This is a genomic window from Pantoea sp. X-Soil-TKNS-1211 (assembly GCF_059730495.1).
The window spans coordinates 1,591,341-1,611,637 of the sequence record NZ_AP035953.1 but is presented as its reverse complement, the minus strand read 5'-3'; the positions used below and the strand labels follow the sequence as shown (position 1 = coordinate 1,611,637).

Here is a 20,297-nt window from a genome sequence, read left to right as displayed (position 1 = left end):
TCTTCTATACTTCTGATTACGTGTTGATACCTACAGGAAGGAAGAAGATGGCGGAAATTTTGGTCATCTTACACTCCTATACGCGAAAATCATAATTCATTGATTTAATTATATTTAATATTATAAAATTAATTTGGTGACAAAGAGTCTAATTTCACAGGGTACGACAGGACGCCACGCAAGCAGATGCTTGAAGAAATGCTAGATTGGGTTAAAGCAAGTTTGGATGATACTGTATAAGATACATTGATGGTTTATAATAATTTTAATGATAAATTTTAATCCTAACCTTTATGGGTAGGATTAAATCCTAGTCAAGCAAGGTGCGAATCAAATGAACGATTCTCCAGTTATCAAACTTCAAACAATGGCCGAAGATTTATCAACCGAAATGGAAACTCTACTTATGAGAGCGAAAATCATTGCGGTTAAACTTGGTCAAGAGAGCACAACTGAATGGATAAATAATGAGTTAAATGGTTACCCTAATAATCAACTCCTACCAGATTACAGGGTCTTGAAAAATTCCCGCATTGTTGCTCTTAATCCTCCCGTGGGTTGGATACCTTTCGATTTACTAAATGTTGGCGAAAAAAGTCGAGATATTTACGAGGTATTAACTACTGTTTACGTGACTAATACTATGTCAACCATCGTTGAATACTCAAACTTTGAGAACCCTATTTATGCAGAAATGCCAAGTGACCTCGCTGGTTTTTTGCAGGAAATTGAAAAAATAGATTTCCGTTTAGCTTGGAAGCTCAACACATTACAAATGAAAACTATAATAACTAATGTTAGAGCAAAAGTTCTTGATTGGTCTCTGGAACTGGAGGCGAACGGGATATTAGGGGAGAAGTTATTATTTTCTTCAAAAGAAAAAGAGAGGAGCTATAACGTGACAATTAATGACAATCGTAGTGTTAACTCTATAAATGTCGGTCGTGATTTCAATAGCACTAATAGTATTTTTGAACTCGGAAATTCTGGCGCATCACATTTGAGTGTTTTAATTAAAGAAGGAGATTTTAACTCCCTGGAACGTCATCTGAAAGAACACGAAATACAAGATTCAGACATTAATGACCTTAAAAATATTATTGATAAGATTCAACCACCTAAAAACAAAAGTCAGATTGAATCAAGTTTCGGTGGTTGGATCAGTAAGATGATCGAAAAGGCTGGGAGTGGAACGATTAAAATCGCCAGTGCAGCCGCACCAGTTTTATTAGTCAATTACTTATGTCATTATTATGGCATACCAGTCTAACTATTACTTATTAATCAGACTCTGGTAGGCCGTTCGTAAATATATTTTATTTAGACGAACGGCTGTGAGTAATTAATTGTCACTTTGTCCTTAAAAGTTCTGAAGGAGACCAGCCAGCATTTTTACCTGCTGATTGCCAATCACCACCAAGACCTTGAGCAGACATCATCTGAACCTCTGAGTGCTGCTGAACCATTTCAAGAGCAACCCTCTGCACTGATCCATCAGGCAGACGTAGGTTCACGTCTACAGGTTTAAACTCGATAGGCGCTTGCTGGACAACTACTTTTTGTGGCTGTGGTTGACCGTAGTTATATGACTGTGTTGGTGCGTAGAGTGAAGGATGTGGAACCATACCATATTGGTAATCACTGCTGGTGGTACGGTGTGCATCGTAATCCTTTATCCACTGCTTCTGTTCATCACTTGATGATAGGTAACCAACCAGACCTGCCATTAATAGCGGCAGACCAACGAGACCTGCACCTGCTGTGGCTGCACCTTCACCTGCAACTGTCGCTGCTGTACCTGTACCAACTGCTGTGGCTTCACCACCTGCAACTGCTGCTGTCGCTGCTGATCCTGCTGCTGCGCCACCTGCTGTAGAGGCAACGGTAGATGCTGCAACGGTACTCTCTGCTGCTGTCGCTGCACTGTTCAGACCAAGACGAGAAGCAATTGCTTGTGCACCTTTCAGACCAAGTTTACCCGCTGCTACGACAAGTAACAGATCAAAGAAATCGTTGAAGTATTTCCCAAGCTGTTCAAGACGGTGCAGAGTTTCGGGTGACAGTTTGTTCCAGAAGTCTGAGAAATCTTTTTCGATCAGGAACAGGTAACCATCAATGTTATCCGCAACTGTGGACAGGACATCAATCACATCAGCGACACGGTTAATGAAATATCCTACAACGTGACCTGCTTTCTCGAATAGCCCTGAGCGTGTTGCATGTTCAATTGACTTATAGAAGTGATCCAGACCACCTGAGAAACCATTGAAGAAGTTTATCTTCGCTGCCTGTACAGATGAGTCTGCACGACCTTGTTCAAACTGTAGTGATTTGGTCAAGACTGCCATTTCTTTAGTTGACAGAGCCATAGCCTTTGTCAGGTCTTTGAAAAGTTGCTCTGTGCCACCATGTGTCTGGTAGTAGTCTTTCATGGCCTGAGCGCCACCTGTCACGCCATTGATATGCTGCAATGCACGGTTCGCTGCTGGAAGGTCTTCTTCAAACAGTTTGAAGTTCTGCATAGAGACCTTACCTGCTGCCATATCCTGAAGTAACTGTGTATTGGCGCGGGAAACAGCGTCCTGAGATGCACCTGTTTTACGTGCGAAGAATGATTCATTACGCTGGAACTTGATCAGATCATCGTCACTGATGCTGGTGGGCGCGGATGCTCTGAAGCGTCCATAATCCTGAAGTGCTTGTGTCTTGTCTAAACCAAGCTGATCAGCAATGTCGAATACCTGTAACTTAGCTGGCATTGCGGCTGCTGCTGTGTCAGATGCACCGTGACCGAAAGCAGAGTTAAAGACGAGTTCTGCGTTCTTGCGATCCATACCTTCCTGGATTGACTCTTGAAAGAATTCAATTGCTTTGTGTAGGGAGAAGAATGCACCTGTCAGAGGTAAGACGGATTCACTAAGGCCATTCAACAGACCACGGATGCCACCAGATGCTTCCATCACCTGCAAACGCTGTGCTGAACGTGCCATTGCTGAAGCGCGTTGTGTTTGAGCAAACTCATAGTTGAGTGAGCGTAGATCTTGTCTGAAAGAACGTAGGTCACCAGATGCACTGTGCTGCTCTTGGAGGGCTTGAAGACGCTGAGTGTACGCTTGGTGCTGTTCAGGGTTACGTAGCGCCAGATTGCCATAGAACGCGCTTGTACGGGTGCGGTTCACGATGTCATTAATTGCATCTGTAGGATTACGTCTACTACTTGAGCCTCGTGGGTTCAGTCCTGCTGGTGGCACGATTGGCTGTGGTGAAGAATATGCAGAACGAATGGCACGGGAAACGTTACGTGCGGCTGCCAGTCCTTCACGCTCATAGTTATTGAATAGCCCACGTCCAGCAGTGCCAGTGTTGAAGGCACGACTTAGAGAGTTTTGAATGTTACGGGCTGAACTGTTCGCCATCTTCTCAATATTCTTGAAGGTAGGCTTTAGGCCGCGCGAGTAATCTTTGGTGAAAGGACGGGTTAGAGTTTTTTCGAGACGGTTAGCGACTGGCAGGATCTGCTTTTCGAGTTTTGCCAGACCACGCATGACAGTTTCCTGCATACCCATTTCAATCACGAACTGATCGACAACATGTGTACTGTTATTGGACATTTCTAAGTTCCATATATGAAAAAAGTCCCGTACCAATGCTGGCAGGGACTCTTAATTGTGTGTGTAACGGTGTTTATGAAGATTTTTTCATTCGTTTGACAACGTCTGATACGAGATCTTCAAAAGTCGGAATAGCTGCAAGTGCGTCACGTGCTGCTTTCTTAGTCTCAGTGAGTTTTACCGCTGCCTGTTTACGTTTGCTGACCAGGCGGTCAAGGTCACGTTGATATTCTGTGAGGCTGAGTGCTTTGGCTTCAGGTGAATCTGCATATGCCATCAGGTTAGGAACACTTGAAGGAATCAGGAAGATTCGAGAAGCATCACCAGTTGTTTTGCGTTGGTCAGCCAGTTTGTAACCGTCAACGTTGAAAGCGCCAGATGTGAGCAAGTGTTTGAAGTGCGTGTCACCAGCGCTATAAATGGTCTTCACATCAGGGTGCTTACCTTCAAACGCATACTGAGCTTGAATCTGTGCACGGAATGTTAACTCACGTGATTCAAAATCTGTCACAGAATCACACGCTTGAACGTGCTCTTTGTCCAGCTTACGGATGATTTTGGTGTAATGACGTTCTACAAATAGGCGCTGTTCAGAAGGATATAAGTCTTCAAAAGTCGCCTTACTGGCTTCTTCAGCCTGTTCTACACGGTCACGTTCAATCTGATTCAGTGCGTCTGCATGGCGCTGTGACGCATCCATTAGGGAACCATCAATATCAGGTGGAAGAATCTCTTCCTTGCGCTGGTGGTGGGACTCTTTGAAAGTGGTTTTACCTGTCACAGGGTCTGTGATTGGTGCAATAGCTGTATTGCCGTTGTTTACTGTTTGGTAGCCGATAGCGTTGTTCATTAGCGAGATTCCAGGATTAGTGAGCGTATAAAGAAGATGGGTTGTGTACGAATGTTGAGACGATTGGCTGGTGGCCTCTGGCACTGTCAATCACACGGGATAGACCGTCTCGAATCTGTAGGAGGCCAACATCTGCTTGGTGTTGACATGTTTCCTCATCAAACCCTGCTGCGAAGAAGGCTTGATAAATTGCTTTGTGAAGATTGGTAGTGTCGATGAATACGATATTCATCAGGTCACCGAATGGGACAGTGTCGAAATCGAAGAGTACACAACCTCTTATAGGGTCAACTGTGATGATGTCATAAGCGTTCATTATTTAGCCCCCTTGGTGATGATGGATTCAATGTGAGAGCTGAACAGCGCGAACAGGGTATACGTGCAGAAGAATGAAATTAGCATTAGGCGAGATTCCAGATATTAGGAGAGAAGACATAAAAATTGCCGAGGCACGTTTCCATGCCAAGGCGAAGAGGTATTACCAGGAGAGATAATCAGGTAATGCTGCAATGACACAACATTGCACAAATCACCGCACACCAGGAACCTCGCCAGAAGCAGGTTATGGGTGATAGGTGCCATCGTTTAGGAAAGGTGATGAGCCTTATCAGTTACCTGCCAAGGAGACTGAACAAGAAGATGATCTGTGCAATGTGGTGCTGAGGAGAAAAGGGATTGTCCGATGAAACAATCCGCTTTGGAGACTCTTGATCTTTGTTCGAGATGATATCACTGAGAAGCGGGCTAACACTTTTTACCAGATAACAATGATACTATAACAGTTTTGCAACATAATGTCAAGATAAATTCCTTGCATTTATGAAGATAATGTGTTTAGCAAAGGCTGATGGGAAGGCTATTGGGTGTGGTCACTATAAGTCCATCTGCATTCTGGTAACTCATGTTCGGTTCATCTAAGGGACGACGATACAGATACGCTGTCGCACGTACATTTTTGTATGAGAGTTGGCGCTGTTGCTCGCGCTGACGGTCTTCTTCTGAGATCTGACGATTGTAATCACGTTCTGCTTTGCTGATGTGCGGTGCTTTAGCCATTGTAAATGGCTCCTGAAATGTATAGGGCGCTGAGTGCCTTTTCTCATTTTTTTTCATGAAAAAGGGTCACAGTAGCTGGTGGATGAATGAGGGGATATCGGAAAGTATCTGGACGGTGAGATACAGGGACTGTGTGGCTATTGTGCTAAATACGTGTATACGTGCTTGCTCATCCAGACACACGGGTTAAAAAAGTTGGCAAAATCTCAAATATCTGGACTTACTGAGAAATTGAGAGACATATAAAAAGCAATGTGAAAGTTTATTGCGGGTATTTGAGCAGTGTTCTGAGCAGGGATACCCTAAGAGTTGTCACAATGGTTTGGTGCTCAAGGTTTCAAACGATAAAAAGTTGCTTTGCTGATGTTCAGAGCACTCATGATTTCTTTCGGTGACATATCCTGAGCAACGAGTTCAGCAATCTGTTCAGTGGTTACTTTGATTGGTCTGCCACAATGGACACCTTCTGATTGTGCGCGTTTGATACCTGCTGTACGGCGTTCTGCAATAAGGTCTTTTTCGAGTGATGCTAAACCAGCCATCATAGTCAGCATCGCTTTCCCTACAGGGGTGGTCAAATCGAACCCTTCACGGATGCTGATAACCTTCACACCTTTTGACTGTAGCATTTCGATGGTCTGTAGAACGTCGATTGTATTACGTCCTAAGCGGTCGATAGCGACGACAACAAGTGTGTCACCTTCACGGATATAGTTCAGTAGGTCACTGAAGCCTTGACGCTGTGATGCGGAGACTGCACCGGAGACTGCTGTATCAGTGAACCATTTAGTGACCGGACAACCAGCCTCAGTGATTTGTTGCTTCTGATTCTCAACCGTTTGGTCATTGGTCGATACCCTTGCATACCCGATGATTGACATAGCCTGTTTCCTGTCTCAAAAGTTAGTCTCATAAGTATACGTGTCTCATAAACTGAAAACAATCTTTTGAGACAATGAAAAGCGTCTTTTTAGGTACGGGGAACTGTGTCTCAAAAGGAGATGGTTATGAGACACTGGAGGGATAGCCAGAGAACAACACCCCTCGCAGGATGATGGTCGCTTCTTGTCATATAGCCACTTACAGCAATTAACCATTAACCTGGACTGTAACGGGCGCTGGAACTTTACTGTGGAATACGCCTAATGCTGGACGCTGAGAACGAGTGCTAAGAGCCTTTGCTTGATGAACTGGAAGAATACCGTTCTGTGCTGCTACAACGCGTTTTGAGACATTGCGAACAGAGGTGTTATCACGGGTCAATAGTTTGGTTGCTGCGTTTGTGCGGTGCTCTAACTGGCGTAGTTCGGCTATCTGTTTTTGATTCAGGCCAAACATTTTGAGTTTTTTAGCATCCCCGGTAAGGATGGCTTCAAACCACTGCACGGATAGTGGAGGGGTATGGTCATCTGGGAGTGAATTGAAAAGCTCAGGGTGTGGTCGATTAATGCGAGGCATTGGTCACCTATTTGGGAAATTATTTTAAAAATGAATGCACATGTGGGTGGCGATAACGATGTCTGAGAAATATTAAAAATTGAAAAAATTGGATTATTTAATCTTATTATCAATGATATAAAAGATCACACTTGTAACAGCACAGACAATGATTGCTTGGAAAATGAAGTGTAAGAGAGACATTTTGTTATCCTAAAAGAGATACCATAGAGCTATAAAATTGGTAATGTTCAACCTCAGATAGATCTTTTGGCTTTGGAATGAAGCTGATCGATATATGCTTTGCTATAACCGAGTTGTTCCGCGATATCACGGTGATTCTTTCCCATGAGTTTCAGTTCAAGGATTCGGGTCAGCAGATCAGATTGGCGGATATTCTTTTTTTCAGATAGTGACTGAAAAAGTGCTCTGTGCGTTGGTGTAAGGTTCATTACATTTTTACCTATTGGATGATTGAACAGAAACCGCATCAATTAAAATGAGTCAACCCACATAGGTGACGAAGAAAGATTTTAAGTGTGATGCGGTTTCTGTTCAGTAGTTAAAGACTGGTCTCCCCTTGTTGGGTATCGACCATTAGTCGCAATCCAGATTGCTCCAGACTGTTTATTGAACTATGTACAAATTACTTTTCAGATCTCTACTACATAGTTCGTTATATTTTTGGCTAAGAGCAAGTGAAGATTTCACCTGTAGCCACATCAACATAACAGGAAAGGTCAGACAACCATTTCAAGTTGTCGTAATTGTCTGGCAAGATATCAATATGCACATGTGCAGACTCAACAGTAACCGTTGAACCGCCTTTTGCTGAGATTGACTTACCCCATTGAACCTTACAACCTGTCATGCACTGCTTAATTTGCGAGTCGGTTAAACCAGCTTGTACAAGTAGCTGCCTCTTGTGTTCTGGAGTCTGAACAGGTTGTGTATGTGCAATGTAACCGAGTTCATCAGATTCAGCGCTCAAATGATCCCCATCAATTGCATCCTCTACTACATAGTTCGTTATATTTTTGACTTCGAGATGATGCTCAAAGGCAGAGATAACATTACGACATGCATTAGCCAACTGTTGCGCATAGCGCTCTGAAATATGCTCAGCTACTGGACGATGGGAATTAACAACTATATAGATCACTTCTGCTGAGATGGTATCCAAAGACTTGAGCAGATTAAACAACATGTACCTATTAAGGTGGTTGCCTGTGGTATTTTGACGAATCGCACCCATGAAAATATCCTCGACGTGAGGAAGCATGTTTGAGTACTGATGAATATCTTTAAAATCTGACCGGAACGTATTGGGAGTTTCTTTACCCATATGGGGCTTTCTGATTTTACCCGTCTTTGTAATTGTAATCGGTTTAACGTGATTTTTGGGAGCCTGCCCCATAATTTCAATGAGGACTTCATCAACTGCTTTACTTACATCTTGTTCAGTTGGAACCTTAAAATTTTTAGGTAAGCATTTTTTTAGATGAGCGGATTGTGTTACATACATTAATACCTCATGGGGTGATAGTCGATTGCGGGATATTAGAGCTATTGCCAAACAGACATTAAAAAACTCTTCAATGCCACCTTGTTAAAAGAATTGTCCCTGTGAGAAACCGTTAGCCATGTATGAGAGCTAATATCGGTTTACGACCCGCATCAACTTGCAAGGACAATCAAAGTAATCAGTCAGGTGACATTGAAGAGTTTATTTTGGTTCAGAAAGATACATACATTGTTAATGTGGGAAGATTGCGGGAAGTTCATCAACCACAATTAATGATAACATAATTGTAACAATTGTCAACATTTAATTGACAAGCCACTTGTTTTATGCTCCGTATGAAGCAGCTACGTAGTCATGTTTCATATCTACCAACTTAAAAAACTTCTTAAGCGATTTTTGATAAGTTCAATCCTGACGGCCTTTTCAAGGCTTTCTAGGCTTCAGAACTTTCCACAACAGGAGATTTTGAGCAATCACAACGCGCCCGATCAAAAATTGAAAAAAAAAGTCGCTGGCAGTTGACACCAGTGACAGCCCTTATGGAATAACGATCCAAGAATTACGCCACCCTTCGTGACGGATTTTTTCGCGAAAATCAACTCTTGTACTGATTAAAATGCTGGCTAATATACTCATCATGTAGTGTTTGATATCCCAAAAGACACTACATGTAGTGCTCTCGCTGTCAATAGAGCATAAAAAAACCGGGAGCACGATTGTGACCCGGTTCTCTGGGCATAACCAACATGAGTTTGCAGACTCAAACGTCAGTCACCCTTCCTACATTTCAACAGTGTGATTGTGCCTGGCTCGCTTGGTTATGTAAACCGATAGAAGTAGTCAAAAGGAACGTTCAATGCTTATTCAGAAAAAGCGTATTCGTAATATTGATAACTACATAGCCAATTTCGATGGCCGGGAAATCTACATTGCTCATGCATTACCTGATACCAAGAAAACTGACTCAATTGGCTTCTCAAGTAACAGGGGGTTAGGTGAAGAAGTTCTACCCAAAGTTATGGGGCCAATTACACGGTTCAATTCAATTGGTAAATCGGTTCCTGATAAAAAAGCCCCCAAAGAAACAGCTTATCGGCAAATGTCATGGACTCGTAAACAATGGATCGGGGGTGGTGATACCCAAGAGGTCACAGATACTTGCGAAATTGAATATAAGCGATACAAAAGGATTTTCACACCTCCCCCAAGCATAGAACTAAAGATTGTAGAAAATTTGCAAGGAGAGAGATTAGTGATCTCTCCAAAGCTAACGTTATCAGATAACAATAAAGAGCTGGTTACACACTGCGTAAATCTTTTTCTGGAAATTTTTGGTTTATGTGAGCCTGTTGATGATCAGCTCAACACTATAATCAAAAGTAAGTCGATAAAACTTAACTGGAACCTGTTACCGCCAGGTCAACACCCTTGGGATGAGATCGGATCTCAAATTATTTCGGCCATAAACATTCGAAGCAAGTCTAATGCTGCTGTAGTTGAAGGCAGACTCGAACTAATCAATGGCAGAAAGCCTGATTTTGTAGCAGTCGGTCATGCAGGATTTCAAGGGTACGTTGTATTTGGTTTTACCAAAAGCAATGTTTTCGTTTTGGAAAGCTCCCAATGCAACAATGCTACCTACATTTTTGATAGTAAGTGGGCGATGTTGTCACAACTCAGTAAAGCTGAAATATTGGATGCTAACCTGCACAAAGGCAGAGTTATTCATAAAAATTCATGGCAAGCCGAAATTGTGAAATTCTTGCCGTAATGAATTTAGGGCGCGGGATAAGTACTCGCGCTTTTCTATCACTACTCTCTCGCGTTTGGGTAGTCTGGCTCCACTTCAGGCCAATCAGTTACCTCTGGCCTTTCCTGCTTGGTAAATTCATCTGCTGGGAATACCTTCGGCAACTGTTGTCCCATTACTGCAATAAAGTCCTGATCAGGCGTATCGTCAGTTGCGCGTTCAAAGGTCAGCGTAAGGTCTCGTTCACCAGTAAGAGAAAATCCTCGGATCACATTCCCATTGTGAAGATACACGTCAACTAGTTTGACACGACCATCTACAATGATCTCCCGCACCATCTTCTTGATAATGACATGCGCCTCAGTCCTTCCCTGTGTTGTTTGAAGATTCAGTTTTGACAGGTCGAGGTCTGATACTGATTGAATACGCATCGTCTCGCGTCTTAGTTCAGCCTGAAGCGATTCCTTTTCATTCTGCTTTTCAGCGAGTGCATCACGTATCTGAGTAATATTTGGGAGCTGAAGCAATGCGTCAGTAAGCGTCTCAAGTTCCTTGTCCACCGTTTGGAGTTTACGCTGGAGTTCGATTATTTTGCTCTGGTCTACGTTACTGTCGTAAAGCTGTGACAATCTGCTAAATAAACGTGTGCAGAGTTCTGTATCAAGTTTTTTACGTGACACCGAACCATAATCACAGCGACCTTCATGCATACCGTTACAACGATATGTACCTTGGTAAACTGGCTGACGTATACCCGATGGAGTCATTGTCAAACCACACTTACAGCGGATCATTGTTCTGAAGATGTTCACATAGAGCCAATGGTCACCTGTTGCAAGCCTACCCTTCCCTCCTTGCTCCAGTAGTGTTTGGACAGCATTAAACGTCTGTTCATCAATTACAGGAGGATAATAGTCAGCTATTTCTTCACGTAAGACAGTCTTGCGATCCTCTGTGCTTATCTTCGCTGGAAGGTAACCGATGACACTGCGTGAGGTCAGAAGGCATTTAACCGATATTGCAGACCAACCACCGCCACTAGGCTTGAAAGTTTTAGAGATTCGCGCTTTACGGTCATTAATTGTTGCTATGCCATTCTCATTGAGCCATTTACAGATGGCGAACATGCTATGACCCTGTAATCGCATAGTGAAGATCTTACGGACAACCTCTGCTTTCTGTTCGTTTACCAAAAATGATTGACGGTCACCGCTTAACTCAATCCATCCGGGTGTTTGTCTTCCCATTGGTAGGCCAGTTTCAATCGCCTTAGCAGTTTTCGCTTTCCAGACAGCAATGGTGCGCTCTTGCTTAACAACTGATTCTTGGTGAGCACGTTCCGCTATAAGAATGTGTTTGATGAGTCTGATTGGGTCAGAAAGAGAAGATTTGTCATAATATTCATTGTCACCCAAGGTCAGAATTTCGACATCTTTCCTCAGAATCTGCCGAATATCATCAATTGCACTGTCAATGTCTGCACGTGAAGCACGGTCAAAATTTTCAAGAACAATCAGACTGCCAGCGGGAATATTGCCAGACATGACATTGTCCAGCATACGTTTGAACTCTCCCCCGTCAGCCTTGTGTTTCTGATGGAATCCAGACTTCCCTTTATCGACATAACGATGGGTTGCAGACATGAAATACTGGTCACTATGCTTACGGTAAAACGCATCGATCATGTCGTTCTGTCTGCGTAAGCTATCGCCAGAATCTTGAGCCTTAGTGCTCCACCGTACATAGCTGACAAGCAGTTTCATTGCTACGCTTTCCTTTAGGTTCAATTGCCAGAGGGATTGTAACATGCAAGATGAAGAACGCGGTAAGGCAAGAATACTTGTGCTTTATTACTCCATGTACGGACATATTGAAACCATGGCGCAGGCTGTAGCCGAGGGTGCGCGTCGTGTTAGCGGTGCGGAGGTCACGATCCTACGCGTACCGGAAACCATGGACGCTGAACGCTTTGCGCAAGTCGGCGGAAAAGTACAGCAAGCCGCACCTGAAGCAACTCCCGAGGATCTCCCACAATATGATGCCATCATTCTCGGTACGCCGACACGCTTCGGGAATATGGCCGGTCAGATGCGCAACTTTCTCGATCGCACTGGCGGCCTGTGGGCATCCGGAGCGCTCTACGGCAAGATCGCCAGCGTGTTTGCCTCGACCGGCACTGGCGGTGGTCAGGAGCAGACTATCACCTCAGTCTGGACCACCCTCGCCCACCACGGCATGGTGATTGTCCCCATCGGTTATGGCACCAAAGAACTTTTCGATATCTCCCATGTGCGCGGTGGCACCCCGTATGGCGCCACCACCATTGCAGGGGGCGATGGATCGCGCCAGCCTTCTGCGGAGGAACTCGATATCGCACGTTTCCAGGGCGAGCATGTCGCCGGACTGGCGGTAAAACTGAAAGGATAAATCCACAACAGGAGACATTTATGGCAACAGAACAGTCTAAAGCTCACCACGTGGGCGAATGGGCCACCCTACGTCACACCTCAACCGAAATTGCCGAAGCAATCTTTGAGGTCGCTAACTATGACGAGCGGCTGGCAGAGGAAATCTGGCGTCAGCAGGGTAGCGATGAAGTCCTGTTTCGCGCCTTTGACAAGACCGATCAGGACGTCCTGACCTGGGACGACAAGACGGTCGAGCGTAAAAATATTTGAATCTCAGGCGGGCCAGTCCCGCCTTTGTCATTTTAATTGACCAAGGAGCGTTGTATGTCTTCCTATCAAAGTATCAATCCAGCCAACAATCAATTGCTGAAAACCTGGCCATCGCATGATGACGCCTGGATGCAGCAGGCGCTGGAAACCGCCGATCGTCTTTACCATTCCGACTGGTGCAAAGGAGATATCCAACCGCGACTACAGGTGCTGAAACGACTGGCGGACCTGATCGACGCCAATGTTGAGAAATTGGCGACCATAGCCAGCCTGGAGATGGGTAAACTGATTGGTCAAAGCCGGGGTGAGGTAAAAATTTGTGCACAAATCGCGCGTTACTACGCTGAGCACGCCGCCACGCTGCTCCAGCCACAAGCCTATCCCAGCGACGTCGGCGATGCCTGGCTGGAATATCATCCGATTGGCGTGATTGTGGCGGTTGAGCCGTGGAACTTCCCTTATTATCAGCTGATGCGTGTACTGGCCCCCAACCTGGCGCTCGGCAATCCGGTGCTGGCTAAACACGCGCCCATCGTGCCGCACTGCGCGGATGCCTTCGAAAAACTGGTGCAGGAGGCTGGCGCTCCCCTGGGGGCCTGGACCAATCTGTATATCTCCAATGAACAGGTGGCGGAGTTAATCGCTGACCATCGGGTACAAGGGGTAGCGCTCACCGGCTCAGAACGTGCAGGTAGCGCAGTCGCGCAACAGGCGGGAAAACACCTGAAGAAATCGACGCTGGAACTGGGTGGCAACGATGTGTTTGTGGTGCTGGATGATGCCGATCTCGATGAAGCGGTGCGTCAGGGCGCTCAGGCTCGGCTGAGTAATTGTGGCCAGGTGTGTACCGCTGCGAAACGTTTTATTGTCCATGAACAGGTGGCCGAACAGTTTATGGCGAAGTTCAGCGCCACGCTGCAATCGGCGGTAGCTGGCGATCCGCTGGATGAGAAAACCACCCTTGGCCCGCTATCCTCGCGTGAAGCACGCGAGCGGCTGATTAAACAGGTTGATGAAGCGGTGCAGCATGGTGCGCGCCTGGAATGCGGAGGTCGCCCCATCGACGGCGTGGGATGTTATTTTCAACCAACCATCCTCACCGGCCTGACGCCTGACAATCCGGCTTATTATCAGGAATTTTTTGGCCCGGTGGCGCAGGTGTATGTGGTGGCAAGCGACAGTGCCGCTGTTGCGCTGGCGAACGACTCGCATTATGGTCTGGGCGGATCGGTGTGGACACGGGATATCGCGCGCGGACGTAAAATCGCGTCGCAAATTGAAACCGGTATGGTGTTTATCAATTCACAAAGCGATACCGCCGCTGAATTGCCGTTCGGTGGGGTAAAACGTTCAGGGTATGGGCGCGAGCTGTCCGATCTCGGTCTGAAAGAGTTTGCGAATCAAAAGCTGGTGGTGGTGGCGGGTTAAAAGGCCACTTGGTTTCGTAGCGGCGCGACTCATCGCGCCTTGCCCACTAAAGGTCAAAAACGCGCGATAAATCGCGCCGCTACGGACGTTAATTACTGGCAGGTGCGGTACTGGCGTCGCTCTTGTCCGATTTAGCCGGGGCGTCAGCCTTCGCCTTTTCCGCCGCGGCTGCATCAGCTTTCGCTTTATCTTCCGCCGCTTTCTGCGCCGTCGCTTTCTCTGCTTTAGCCTTGGCTTCAGCCGCTTTATCGGCTTTCACCTTCTCTTCTGCCGCTTTCGCATCCGCCGCTTTCTGCGCCGCTGCTTTGTCTGCTGCGGCTTTCTCTGCCGCAGCCTGGTCGGCAGCCGTCTGATCCGCTTGCACCTGCGCATCTTCAGCTGTCGCGGCCTGTTCAGGCTGCGCGGCAGGTTCCGGTGCCGCAGGCTGTAGCGGCGTGCCCTGTAAGGCGCTATTCAGCACGCTGGCGAACTGATCCCAGCTGCAATAGCCGTTGGCATCGGCGTCACAGCCCGCCAGTTGCAGCGTCACGCGTTTCGGTGGGTTCTTCAGACTCAGCACATCTGCATTGCGCAGCTGATCGCTGGTCTGATAAACGTATTCGACTTTCAACAAATCTTTGTTGTTCTTCGCGTCATGCCAGCGCTCAAACACTACCTGACCACCAATGGGTGTTTTCTCATCGTTGCCTGGCAGTTCATAAGGCTTCACCTGCAATGCGCTTAGCAGCGAGGCGATATTGGAATCATGCCCCACCATCAACGTCACTTTTGGCGCACTGGCTTTGTCCTGATCGATCAGTTGGCTACGAATGTAATCCACCAACGGAGCCGCTACTTCACGTGCCACTTCCGGTGAAGCGAATAGTGCATCCTGATAGCCGTTTTTGATCGCCGCCAGCGCTTTCCACTGTTCAGGCGTCTTGATTTGACCCCAGGCCACCTGATCCAGCGGGAAACCCTCGTAATATTGCAGGGTAAAGGCGTCGATCAACGAGTTACCCACTTTCAGCGGGCCATTGACGTTCGGTTCTTTACCGTTGTCAGCACTGAAGGTGTTCTGTCCGCTGCTCAAATCGCACTGTTTCTTGCCGTTGCAGGCAGGTGCTGATTTGTAATCGACAATTTTTTCCAGCTGCTGGTACGCCGGTTTCAACGCCAGCTTTTCGTTAGCCGCCGTCATCGCCGCCAGTGCTTTTTTGTTGAAATCGTCGCTGCCATCGGTCACGACTGGGTTAAACACCGGGTCCATCGTGCCCATGGCATCCTGATGCGTCACCGCAATATCACAACCAGGGAAGGCACCATTGACGAAGAACTGGGCGGTCGCCACGGTACGTTGCAAGCTGTTGGCATAGACAAAGACATTGTTACTGTCCGGGCAGACACCGTTTTCGACCAGCCCCTGCTGTGCCAGCCACTGACGGGTGTAATTGCCCATGTAGACTTCCAGCACACCGCCTTTGGTGGTGAGCTGCCCACCAGGTACATCCCATTGTGGCCAGCTTTTTTTGGTTGATTGCTCCAGCACGCTGCCGTTATTCGCCAGCGGTGCGCGCAGATTGTGACGGCTCAGCATCAGCACCTGCTGCAGCTGCATGTCCCCTTCCGCAGCCTGTGCTGCCATGCCCATCGGTAACGCAGCGATGACTGACAACGCGCAAAGACTCAGTTTCTTGATCATTGTGCCTATTCCATAATTCATCAGTGAAACACTCTGGCATTCAAACGATTAGCTCGGCCACAGAGCGAAATGCCCCACAGTGTAACTCAGCTTGCCTGGGAAAATCGCCAGATGTTTGCAAAAACCGTGAATGGACTATAGCAGACATGGACGCTGCCGGTGGACTGAGGCAGCAGATTGAAAAGCAACGGGATGTTTTTCGGAATCTCTGAAGGTAAAAAGCAAAAAGCCCGCATCGCTGCGGGCTTCTTTAATGTGGCGGAGGAAGAGAGATTCGAACTCTCGGATGGTTTCCCATCGGCGGTTTTCAAGACCGCTGCCTTAAGCCGCTCGGCCATCCCTCCGGATAAAACAGTTACTTAACCCTGAGCGAGTTAAGTGGCGGAGGAGGAGAGATTCGAACTCTCGGATGGTTTCCCATCGGCGGTTTTCAAGACCGCTGCCTTAAGCCGCTCGGCCACCCCTCCGCAATGACGCGCACTATAAACATCCCCCCGGAAGATGTAAAGCCTGCTGCGATTCATTCGCCTGAAAAACAGTCAAAAACTATTTAATCGGCGTCATAATCGCCATTCCGCTCAGGGAAACAGCAATTTATCGCGTAAAGAAGGGTAAAACGCCTTTTCTGTCCCAGCAGCGCTGCGTATTCTCTCCGCATATTTGGTGTTCTTTCACTTTAAGGAGCGCATGATGGATAGAATTATTACCTCGTCACAGCGACAGTCGCTAATCAGCACACACAAAGTGCTGCGTAATACTTACTTCTTACTTGGCCTGACCCTGGCGTTTTCCGCCCTCACCGCCACGCTGAGCACCGTATTTGCTCTGCCGTCGCCGGGGCTGATTCTGATGCTGGTCGGCTTTTATGGTCTGATGTTTCTGACTTATCGTCTGGCGAATAGCCCGACTGGTATTCTGGCCGCTTTTGCCTTTACCGGATTCCTCGGCTACTGCCTTGGCCCGATCCTTAACTCGTTCCTGTCAGCAGGCATGGGCGATGTGATTGGTATGGCACTGGGTGGTACGGCGCTGGTGTTCTTCTGCTGTTCGGCTTATGTGCTGACCACCCGTCGCGATATGTCGTTCCTCGGCGGTATGATGATGGCAGGCTTTGTGGTGCTGCTGGTGGCAGTGGTTGCCAACATCTTCCTGCAGTTACCGGCTCTGCATCTGGCAATCAGCGCGCTGTTTATTCTGTTCTCTGCCGGAGCCATCCTGTGGGAGACCAGTAACATCATCCACGGCGGTGAAACGAACTACATCCGAGCGACGGTCAGCCTGTATGTCTCGCTGTACAACATCTTTGTCAGTCTGCTCAGTCTGCTGGGCTTTGCCAGCCGCGACTAACCTCGGCCAGGCCATAATGAAAACCCCGCTCCGGCGGGGTTTTGCTTTTTCTGGCTACGCCGCCCTACAATACGCGCAAACTGAACCTGAGGAGTCACCGTGATTTTTGCCGGTAAAGAGATAGCCACCGATGCGGAAGGCTATCTGAAGAATAGCGCCGACTGGAGCGAACCCCTGGCGGAAGCCATTGCCGTCACTGAAGACATCACCCTGAGTGAGGCACATTGGGAAGTAGTCCATTTTGTGCGTGCCTTTTATCTGGAATTTAATACCTCGCCAGCTATCCGTATGCTGGTCAAAGCGATGGCACAGAAATATGGCGAGGAGAAAGGCAACAGTCGTTATCTGTTCCGTCTGTTCCCGGAAGGTCCGGCTAAGCAGGCGACGAAAATTGCCGGATTGCCCAAACCGGCGAAATGTCTGTAATCACCCCGTAGTAAAACGGCTGGGGGGTTCAGTTGGTTGATACGGCTCCACCAGCACTTTTTCTACGCGCGCGCTACGCGGACCACCGGCCTTTAACCAATCAATCAATGCATTGACCTGCGACGCTTCCCCCCATGCCAGCACTTCGACGCTGCCATCGCTCAGGTTGCGCGCGTAACCTGTTACGTTCAGTGTTCTGGCCTGTGCTTGCGTGCTGTAACGAAAACCGACCCCCTGCACCATACCGTGCACCCAAATTTTGAAGCAGGTTGTGCTCATTATCCCCTTCCCTCACTGTTCATTGCATTTTGCCGCCATCCACCGGAAAATGACGCCTCATTTTTTCAGGTAAGCATAGCAAACTATGACTGTTCGATTGATTCTCGCTAAGGGACGTGAAAAATCCCTGCTCCGCCGCCATCCCTGGGTTTTTTCCGGTGCCGTTGCCCGTCTGGAAGGTAAAGCCCAGTCCGGGGAAACCATTGATATATGCGACAGCAATGGCAAATGGCTGGCTCGTGCCGCTTATTCACCGCAATCACAAATTCGGGCGCGCGTCTGGAGCTGGCAACAGGATGAGTCAGTCGATATTGCCTTCTTCGTGCGTCGCTTCGAGCAAGCTCAACAATGGCGCACCTGGCTGGCACAACGCGATGGGTTGGATAGCTACCGTCTGATTGCGGGTGAATCGGATGGCATGCCTGGTGTTACTATTGACCGCTTCGGCAATTTTCTGGTTCTCCAGTTACTGTCTGCCGGTGCCGAATATCAGCGCCCGGCAATTATCTCCGCCCTGCAACAATGCTTCCCACAATGCGCAATTTACGATCGTTCCGATGTGGCCGTGCGTAAAAAGGAAGGTCTGGAGCTGACCCAGGGTCCAGTCACTGGCGAGCTGCCGCCACCGTTGCTGCCGATTACTGAACACGGCATGAAATTGTTGGTGGATATCCAGGGTGGTCACAAAACCGGTTATTACCTTGACCAACGCGACAGTCGCTTTGCCACCCGTCGCTATGCTGAGAATGCCCGTGTGCTGAACTGCTTCTCCTACACTGGCGGTTTTGCCGTCTCTGCGTTACTCGGCGGTTGTCGTGAAGTGATCAGCGTGGATACCTCGCAGGATGCGCTGGACGTGGCGAAACAGAACGTGGAGCTGAACGGGCTGGATGTATCCCGTGCACAGTTCCTGCGTGATGACGTGTTCAAATTGCTGCGCCGCTACCGTGACAGCGGTGAAAAGTTTGATGTCATCGTGATGGATCCCCCCAAATTTGTTGAGAACAAAAATCAGCTGGCGGGTGCCTGTCGTGGCTATAAAGACATCAATATGCTGGCGATGCAACTGCTGAACCCCAACGGGATTCTGATGACGTTCTCCTGTTCCGGCCTGATGGCAACCGATCTGTTCCAGAAGATCATCGCAGATGCCGCCGTTGATGCAGGCCGTGATGTACAATTCATAGAACAGTTCCGTCAGGCAGCAGACCATCCGGTGATTGCCAGCTACCCTGAAGGGCTTTATCTGAAAGGTTTTGCTTGCCGCGTACTGTGACTTGAAAATTCTGCTCCTGCCTCCATATCTGACGCAGGGCAGTATTTTGGGAGGTCACTATGATTGCCAGTAAATTTGGAATTGGACAGCAAGTCCGGCATCGTCTCTCCGGGGTGCTCGGCGTGATTGTGGATGTCGATCCGGAGTATTCACTTGAAGAACCTAAGCTCGAGGAAGTAGGGGCTGCCGAGAAACTGCGCGCCGCACCCTGGTATCATGTGGTGATGGAAGATGAGGACGGTGAACAGGTCCACACTTACGTTGCCGAGATCCAGCTTGCCGGTGAGACCTCATTCGAACACCCAGAACAACCCTCGATGGATGAGCTGGCCGCCTCTATCCGACAACAGCTTCAGACACCACGTCTGCGTCATTGATCAAAAACGGCGACCCAGGTCGCCGTTTTATTTAATGCACCGGTTGCGATAGCCCGAGCCGTGGTATCTCAATTTTCGGGCAACGATCCATCACCACCGTCAACCCCGCATCCTGCGCCAGCACCGCCGCCTGTTCATTGATCACCCCCAGTTGCAGCCACAACGTTTTCGCACCTATCGCGATAGCTTCCTGCGCAACACCCCACGCCGCTTCTGCATTGCGGAACACATCCACCATGTCCACTTTACCGGGAATATCAGCCAGGGTGGCATAGGCGGTTTGGCCCAGTAGCTGCTGCCCGGCCAGTTTCGGACTGACCGGCACCACCTGGTAGCCCTGTTCAAGCAAAAACTTCATCACACCATAGCTGGGACGATCGGGGCGATCACTGGCCCCCACCAGCGCAATACGTTTGGTGTGGGTCAAAACATCACGAATGATTTGATCGTTCATGCATCTCTCCTTTTTCACTCGCCTGAGTGTAGATGGCATCTGGTTACACCACGCAACCCTGGTGACAGAAAACTTTGCGCGGCAGCACGAATAAATATGTAAAAATGTAAATTTACTGCCAT

The 20,297-nt window shown here is 47.8% G+C and carries 19 protein-coding genes and 2 tRNA genes; 9 read left to right on the top strand and 12 right to left on the bottom strand.

What is annotated here, in order from left to right:
* The first annotated feature begins 334 nt into the window (after positions 1-334).
* Positions 335-1,270, top strand: a complete 936-nt coding sequence (locus AC6I8W_RS07620) for an AbiTii domain-containing protein (RefSeq protein ID WP_497837625.1) — start codon at positions 335-337, stop codon at positions 1,268-1,270.
* A 79-nt stretch (positions 1,271-1,349) separates the two neighbouring features.
* Here the strand turns inward: AC6I8W_RS07620 and AC6I8W_RS07615 are convergent, their stop codons facing one another.
* The 6 genes from AC6I8W_RS07615 to AC6I8W_RS07590 all read right to left on the bottom strand — a co-directional run bounded on the left by AC6I8W_RS07615 (position 1,350) and on the right by AC6I8W_RS07590 (position 8,479).
* On the bottom strand, positions 1,350-3,611 hold the full coding sequence (locus tag AC6I8W_RS07615) for a tape measure protein (RefSeq protein ID WP_497837624.1): 2,262 nt from the start codon (positions 3,609-3,611) through the stop codon (positions 1,350-1,352).
* 73 nt (positions 3,612-3,684) lie between these two features.
* Entirely contained in the window at positions 3,685-4,461 is a 777-nt protein-coding gene (locus tag AC6I8W_RS07610; protein WP_497837623.1) for a hypothetical protein, read from the bottom strand.
* An 834-nt stretch (positions 4,462-5,295) separates the two neighbouring features.
* Entirely contained in the window at positions 5,296-5,517 is a 222-nt protein-coding gene (locus AC6I8W_RS07605; protein WP_497837622.1) for a hypothetical protein, read from the bottom strand.
* A gap of 329 nt (positions 5,518-5,846) precedes the next feature.
* Entirely contained in the window at positions 5,847-6,398 is a 552-nt protein-coding gene (locus AC6I8W_RS07600; protein WP_497837621.1) for a recombinase family protein, read from the bottom strand.
* Between the two features lie 208 nt (positions 6,399-6,606).
* A complete protein-coding gene (locus AC6I8W_RS07595) occupies positions 6,607-6,975 on the bottom strand; it encodes a hypothetical protein (RefSeq protein ID WP_497837620.1) in 369 nt (122 codons plus the stop codon).
* A gap of 667 nt (positions 6,976-7,642) precedes the next feature.
* Complete coding sequence (locus AC6I8W_RS07590) at positions 7,643-8,479, bottom strand: hypothetical protein (protein WP_497837619.1); 837 nt, start codon at positions 8,477-8,479, stop codon at positions 7,643-7,645.
* A gap of 856 nt (positions 8,480-9,335) precedes the next feature.
* On the opposite strand from AC6I8W_RS07590, the gene AC6I8W_RS07585 reads away from it, so the two are divergent.
* Positions 9,336-10,250, top strand: coding sequence for a hypothetical protein (locus AC6I8W_RS07585; protein WP_497837618.1), 915 nt, complete (start codon positions 9,336-9,338; stop codon positions 10,248-10,250).
* Positions 10,251-10,291: 41 nt separating this feature from the next.
* On the opposite strand, the gene AC6I8W_RS07580 is transcribed toward AC6I8W_RS07585, so the two are convergent.
* Positions 10,292-11,992, bottom strand: a complete 1,701-nt coding sequence (locus AC6I8W_RS07580; protein WP_497837617.1) for a recombinase family protein — start codon at positions 11,990-11,992, stop codon at positions 10,292-10,294.
* 43 nt (positions 11,993-12,035) lie between these two features.
* Here AC6I8W_RS07580 and wrbA point away from each other — a divergent pair, with 43 nt between their 5' ends.
* Genes wrbA through AC6I8W_RS07565 form a run of 3 tightly spaced genes read left to right on the top strand, consistent with a single transcriptional unit; the run spans position 12,036 to position 14,335 of the window.
* Positions 12,036-12,656: an NAD(P)H:quinone oxidoreductase gene (wrbA, locus tag AC6I8W_RS07575; RefSeq protein WP_497837616.1), complete on the top strand. Its 621-nt coding sequence runs from the start codon at positions 12,036-12,038 to the stop codon at positions 12,654-12,656.
* Positions 12,657-12,676: 20 nt separating this feature from the next.
* The gene (locus AC6I8W_RS07570) at positions 12,677-12,907 is read left to right on the top strand and encodes a YccJ family protein (RefSeq protein ID WP_013508568.1); all 231 of its coding nucleotides are present in this window, start codon (positions 12,677-12,679) and stop codon (positions 12,905-12,907) included.
* Between the two features lie 54 nt (positions 12,908-12,961).
* Positions 12,962-14,335 carry an NAD-dependent succinate-semialdehyde dehydrogenase gene (locus AC6I8W_RS07565; protein ID WP_497837615.1) on the top strand — a complete coding sequence of 458 codons (1,374 nt, stop codon included), beginning with the start codon at positions 12,962-12,964 and terminating at the stop codon, positions 14,333-14,335.
* Positions 14,336-14,423: 88 nt separating this feature from the next.
* Here the strand turns inward: AC6I8W_RS07565 and agp are convergent, their stop codons facing one another.
* The 3 genes from agp to AC6I8W_RS07550 form a co-directional block, all read right to left on the bottom strand.
* Positions 14,424-16,016, bottom strand: a complete 1,593-nt coding sequence (gene agp / locus AC6I8W_RS07560; protein WP_497837614.1) for a bifunctional glucose-1-phosphatase/inositol phosphatase — start codon at positions 16,014-16,016, stop codon at positions 14,424-14,426.
* Positions 16,017-16,272: 256 nt separating this feature from the next.
* Positions 16,273-16,360, bottom strand: a tRNA-Ser gene (locus AC6I8W_RS07555).
* Positions 16,361-16,395: 35 nt separating this feature from the next.
* Positions 16,396-16,483: transfer RNA gene (locus AC6I8W_RS07550), tRNA-Ser, on the bottom strand.
* Positions 16,484-16,706: 223 nt separating this feature from the next.
* On the opposite strand from AC6I8W_RS07550, the gene yccA reads away from it, so the two are divergent.
* Both yccA and tusE read left to right on the top strand, forming a co-directional pair.
* Positions 16,707-17,363, top strand: coding sequence for an FtsH protease modulator YccA (gene yccA / locus AC6I8W_RS07545; RefSeq protein ID WP_480371546.1), 657 nt, complete (start codon positions 16,707-16,709; stop codon positions 17,361-17,363).
* A gap of 99 nt (positions 17,364-17,462) precedes the next feature.
* Entirely contained in the window at positions 17,463-17,789 is a 327-nt protein-coding gene (tusE, locus tag AC6I8W_RS07540) for a sulfurtransferase TusE (RefSeq protein ID WP_497837613.1), read from the top strand.
* On the opposite strand, the gene yccX is transcribed toward tusE, so the two are convergent.
* Positions 17,790-18,068, bottom strand: a complete 279-nt coding sequence (gene yccX / locus AC6I8W_RS07535; RefSeq protein WP_497837612.1) for an acylphosphatase — start codon at positions 18,066-18,068, stop codon at positions 17,790-17,792.
* 85 nt (positions 18,069-18,153) lie between these two features.
* Here yccX and rlmI point away from each other — a divergent pair, with 85 nt between their 5' ends.
* On the top strand, positions 18,154-19,344 hold the full coding sequence (gene rlmI / locus AC6I8W_RS07530; protein ID WP_497837611.1) for a 23S rRNA (cytosine(1962)-C(5))-methyltransferase RlmI: 1,191 nt from the start codon (positions 18,154-18,156) through the stop codon (positions 19,342-19,344).
* A 59-nt stretch (positions 19,345-19,403) separates the two neighbouring features.
* Complete coding sequence (hspQ, locus tag AC6I8W_RS07525; protein ID WP_497837610.1) at positions 19,404-19,721, top strand: heat shock protein HspQ; 318 nt, start codon at positions 19,404-19,406, stop codon at positions 19,719-19,721.
* Positions 19,722-19,752: 31 nt separating this feature from the next.
* Here hspQ and AC6I8W_RS07520 read toward each other — a convergent pair whose 3' ends face one another.
* Positions 19,753-20,175: a CoA-binding protein gene (locus AC6I8W_RS07520; RefSeq protein WP_497837609.1), complete on the bottom strand. Its 423-nt coding sequence runs from the start codon at positions 20,173-20,175 to the stop codon at positions 19,753-19,755.
* Positions 20,176-20,297: the final 122 nt, after the last annotated feature.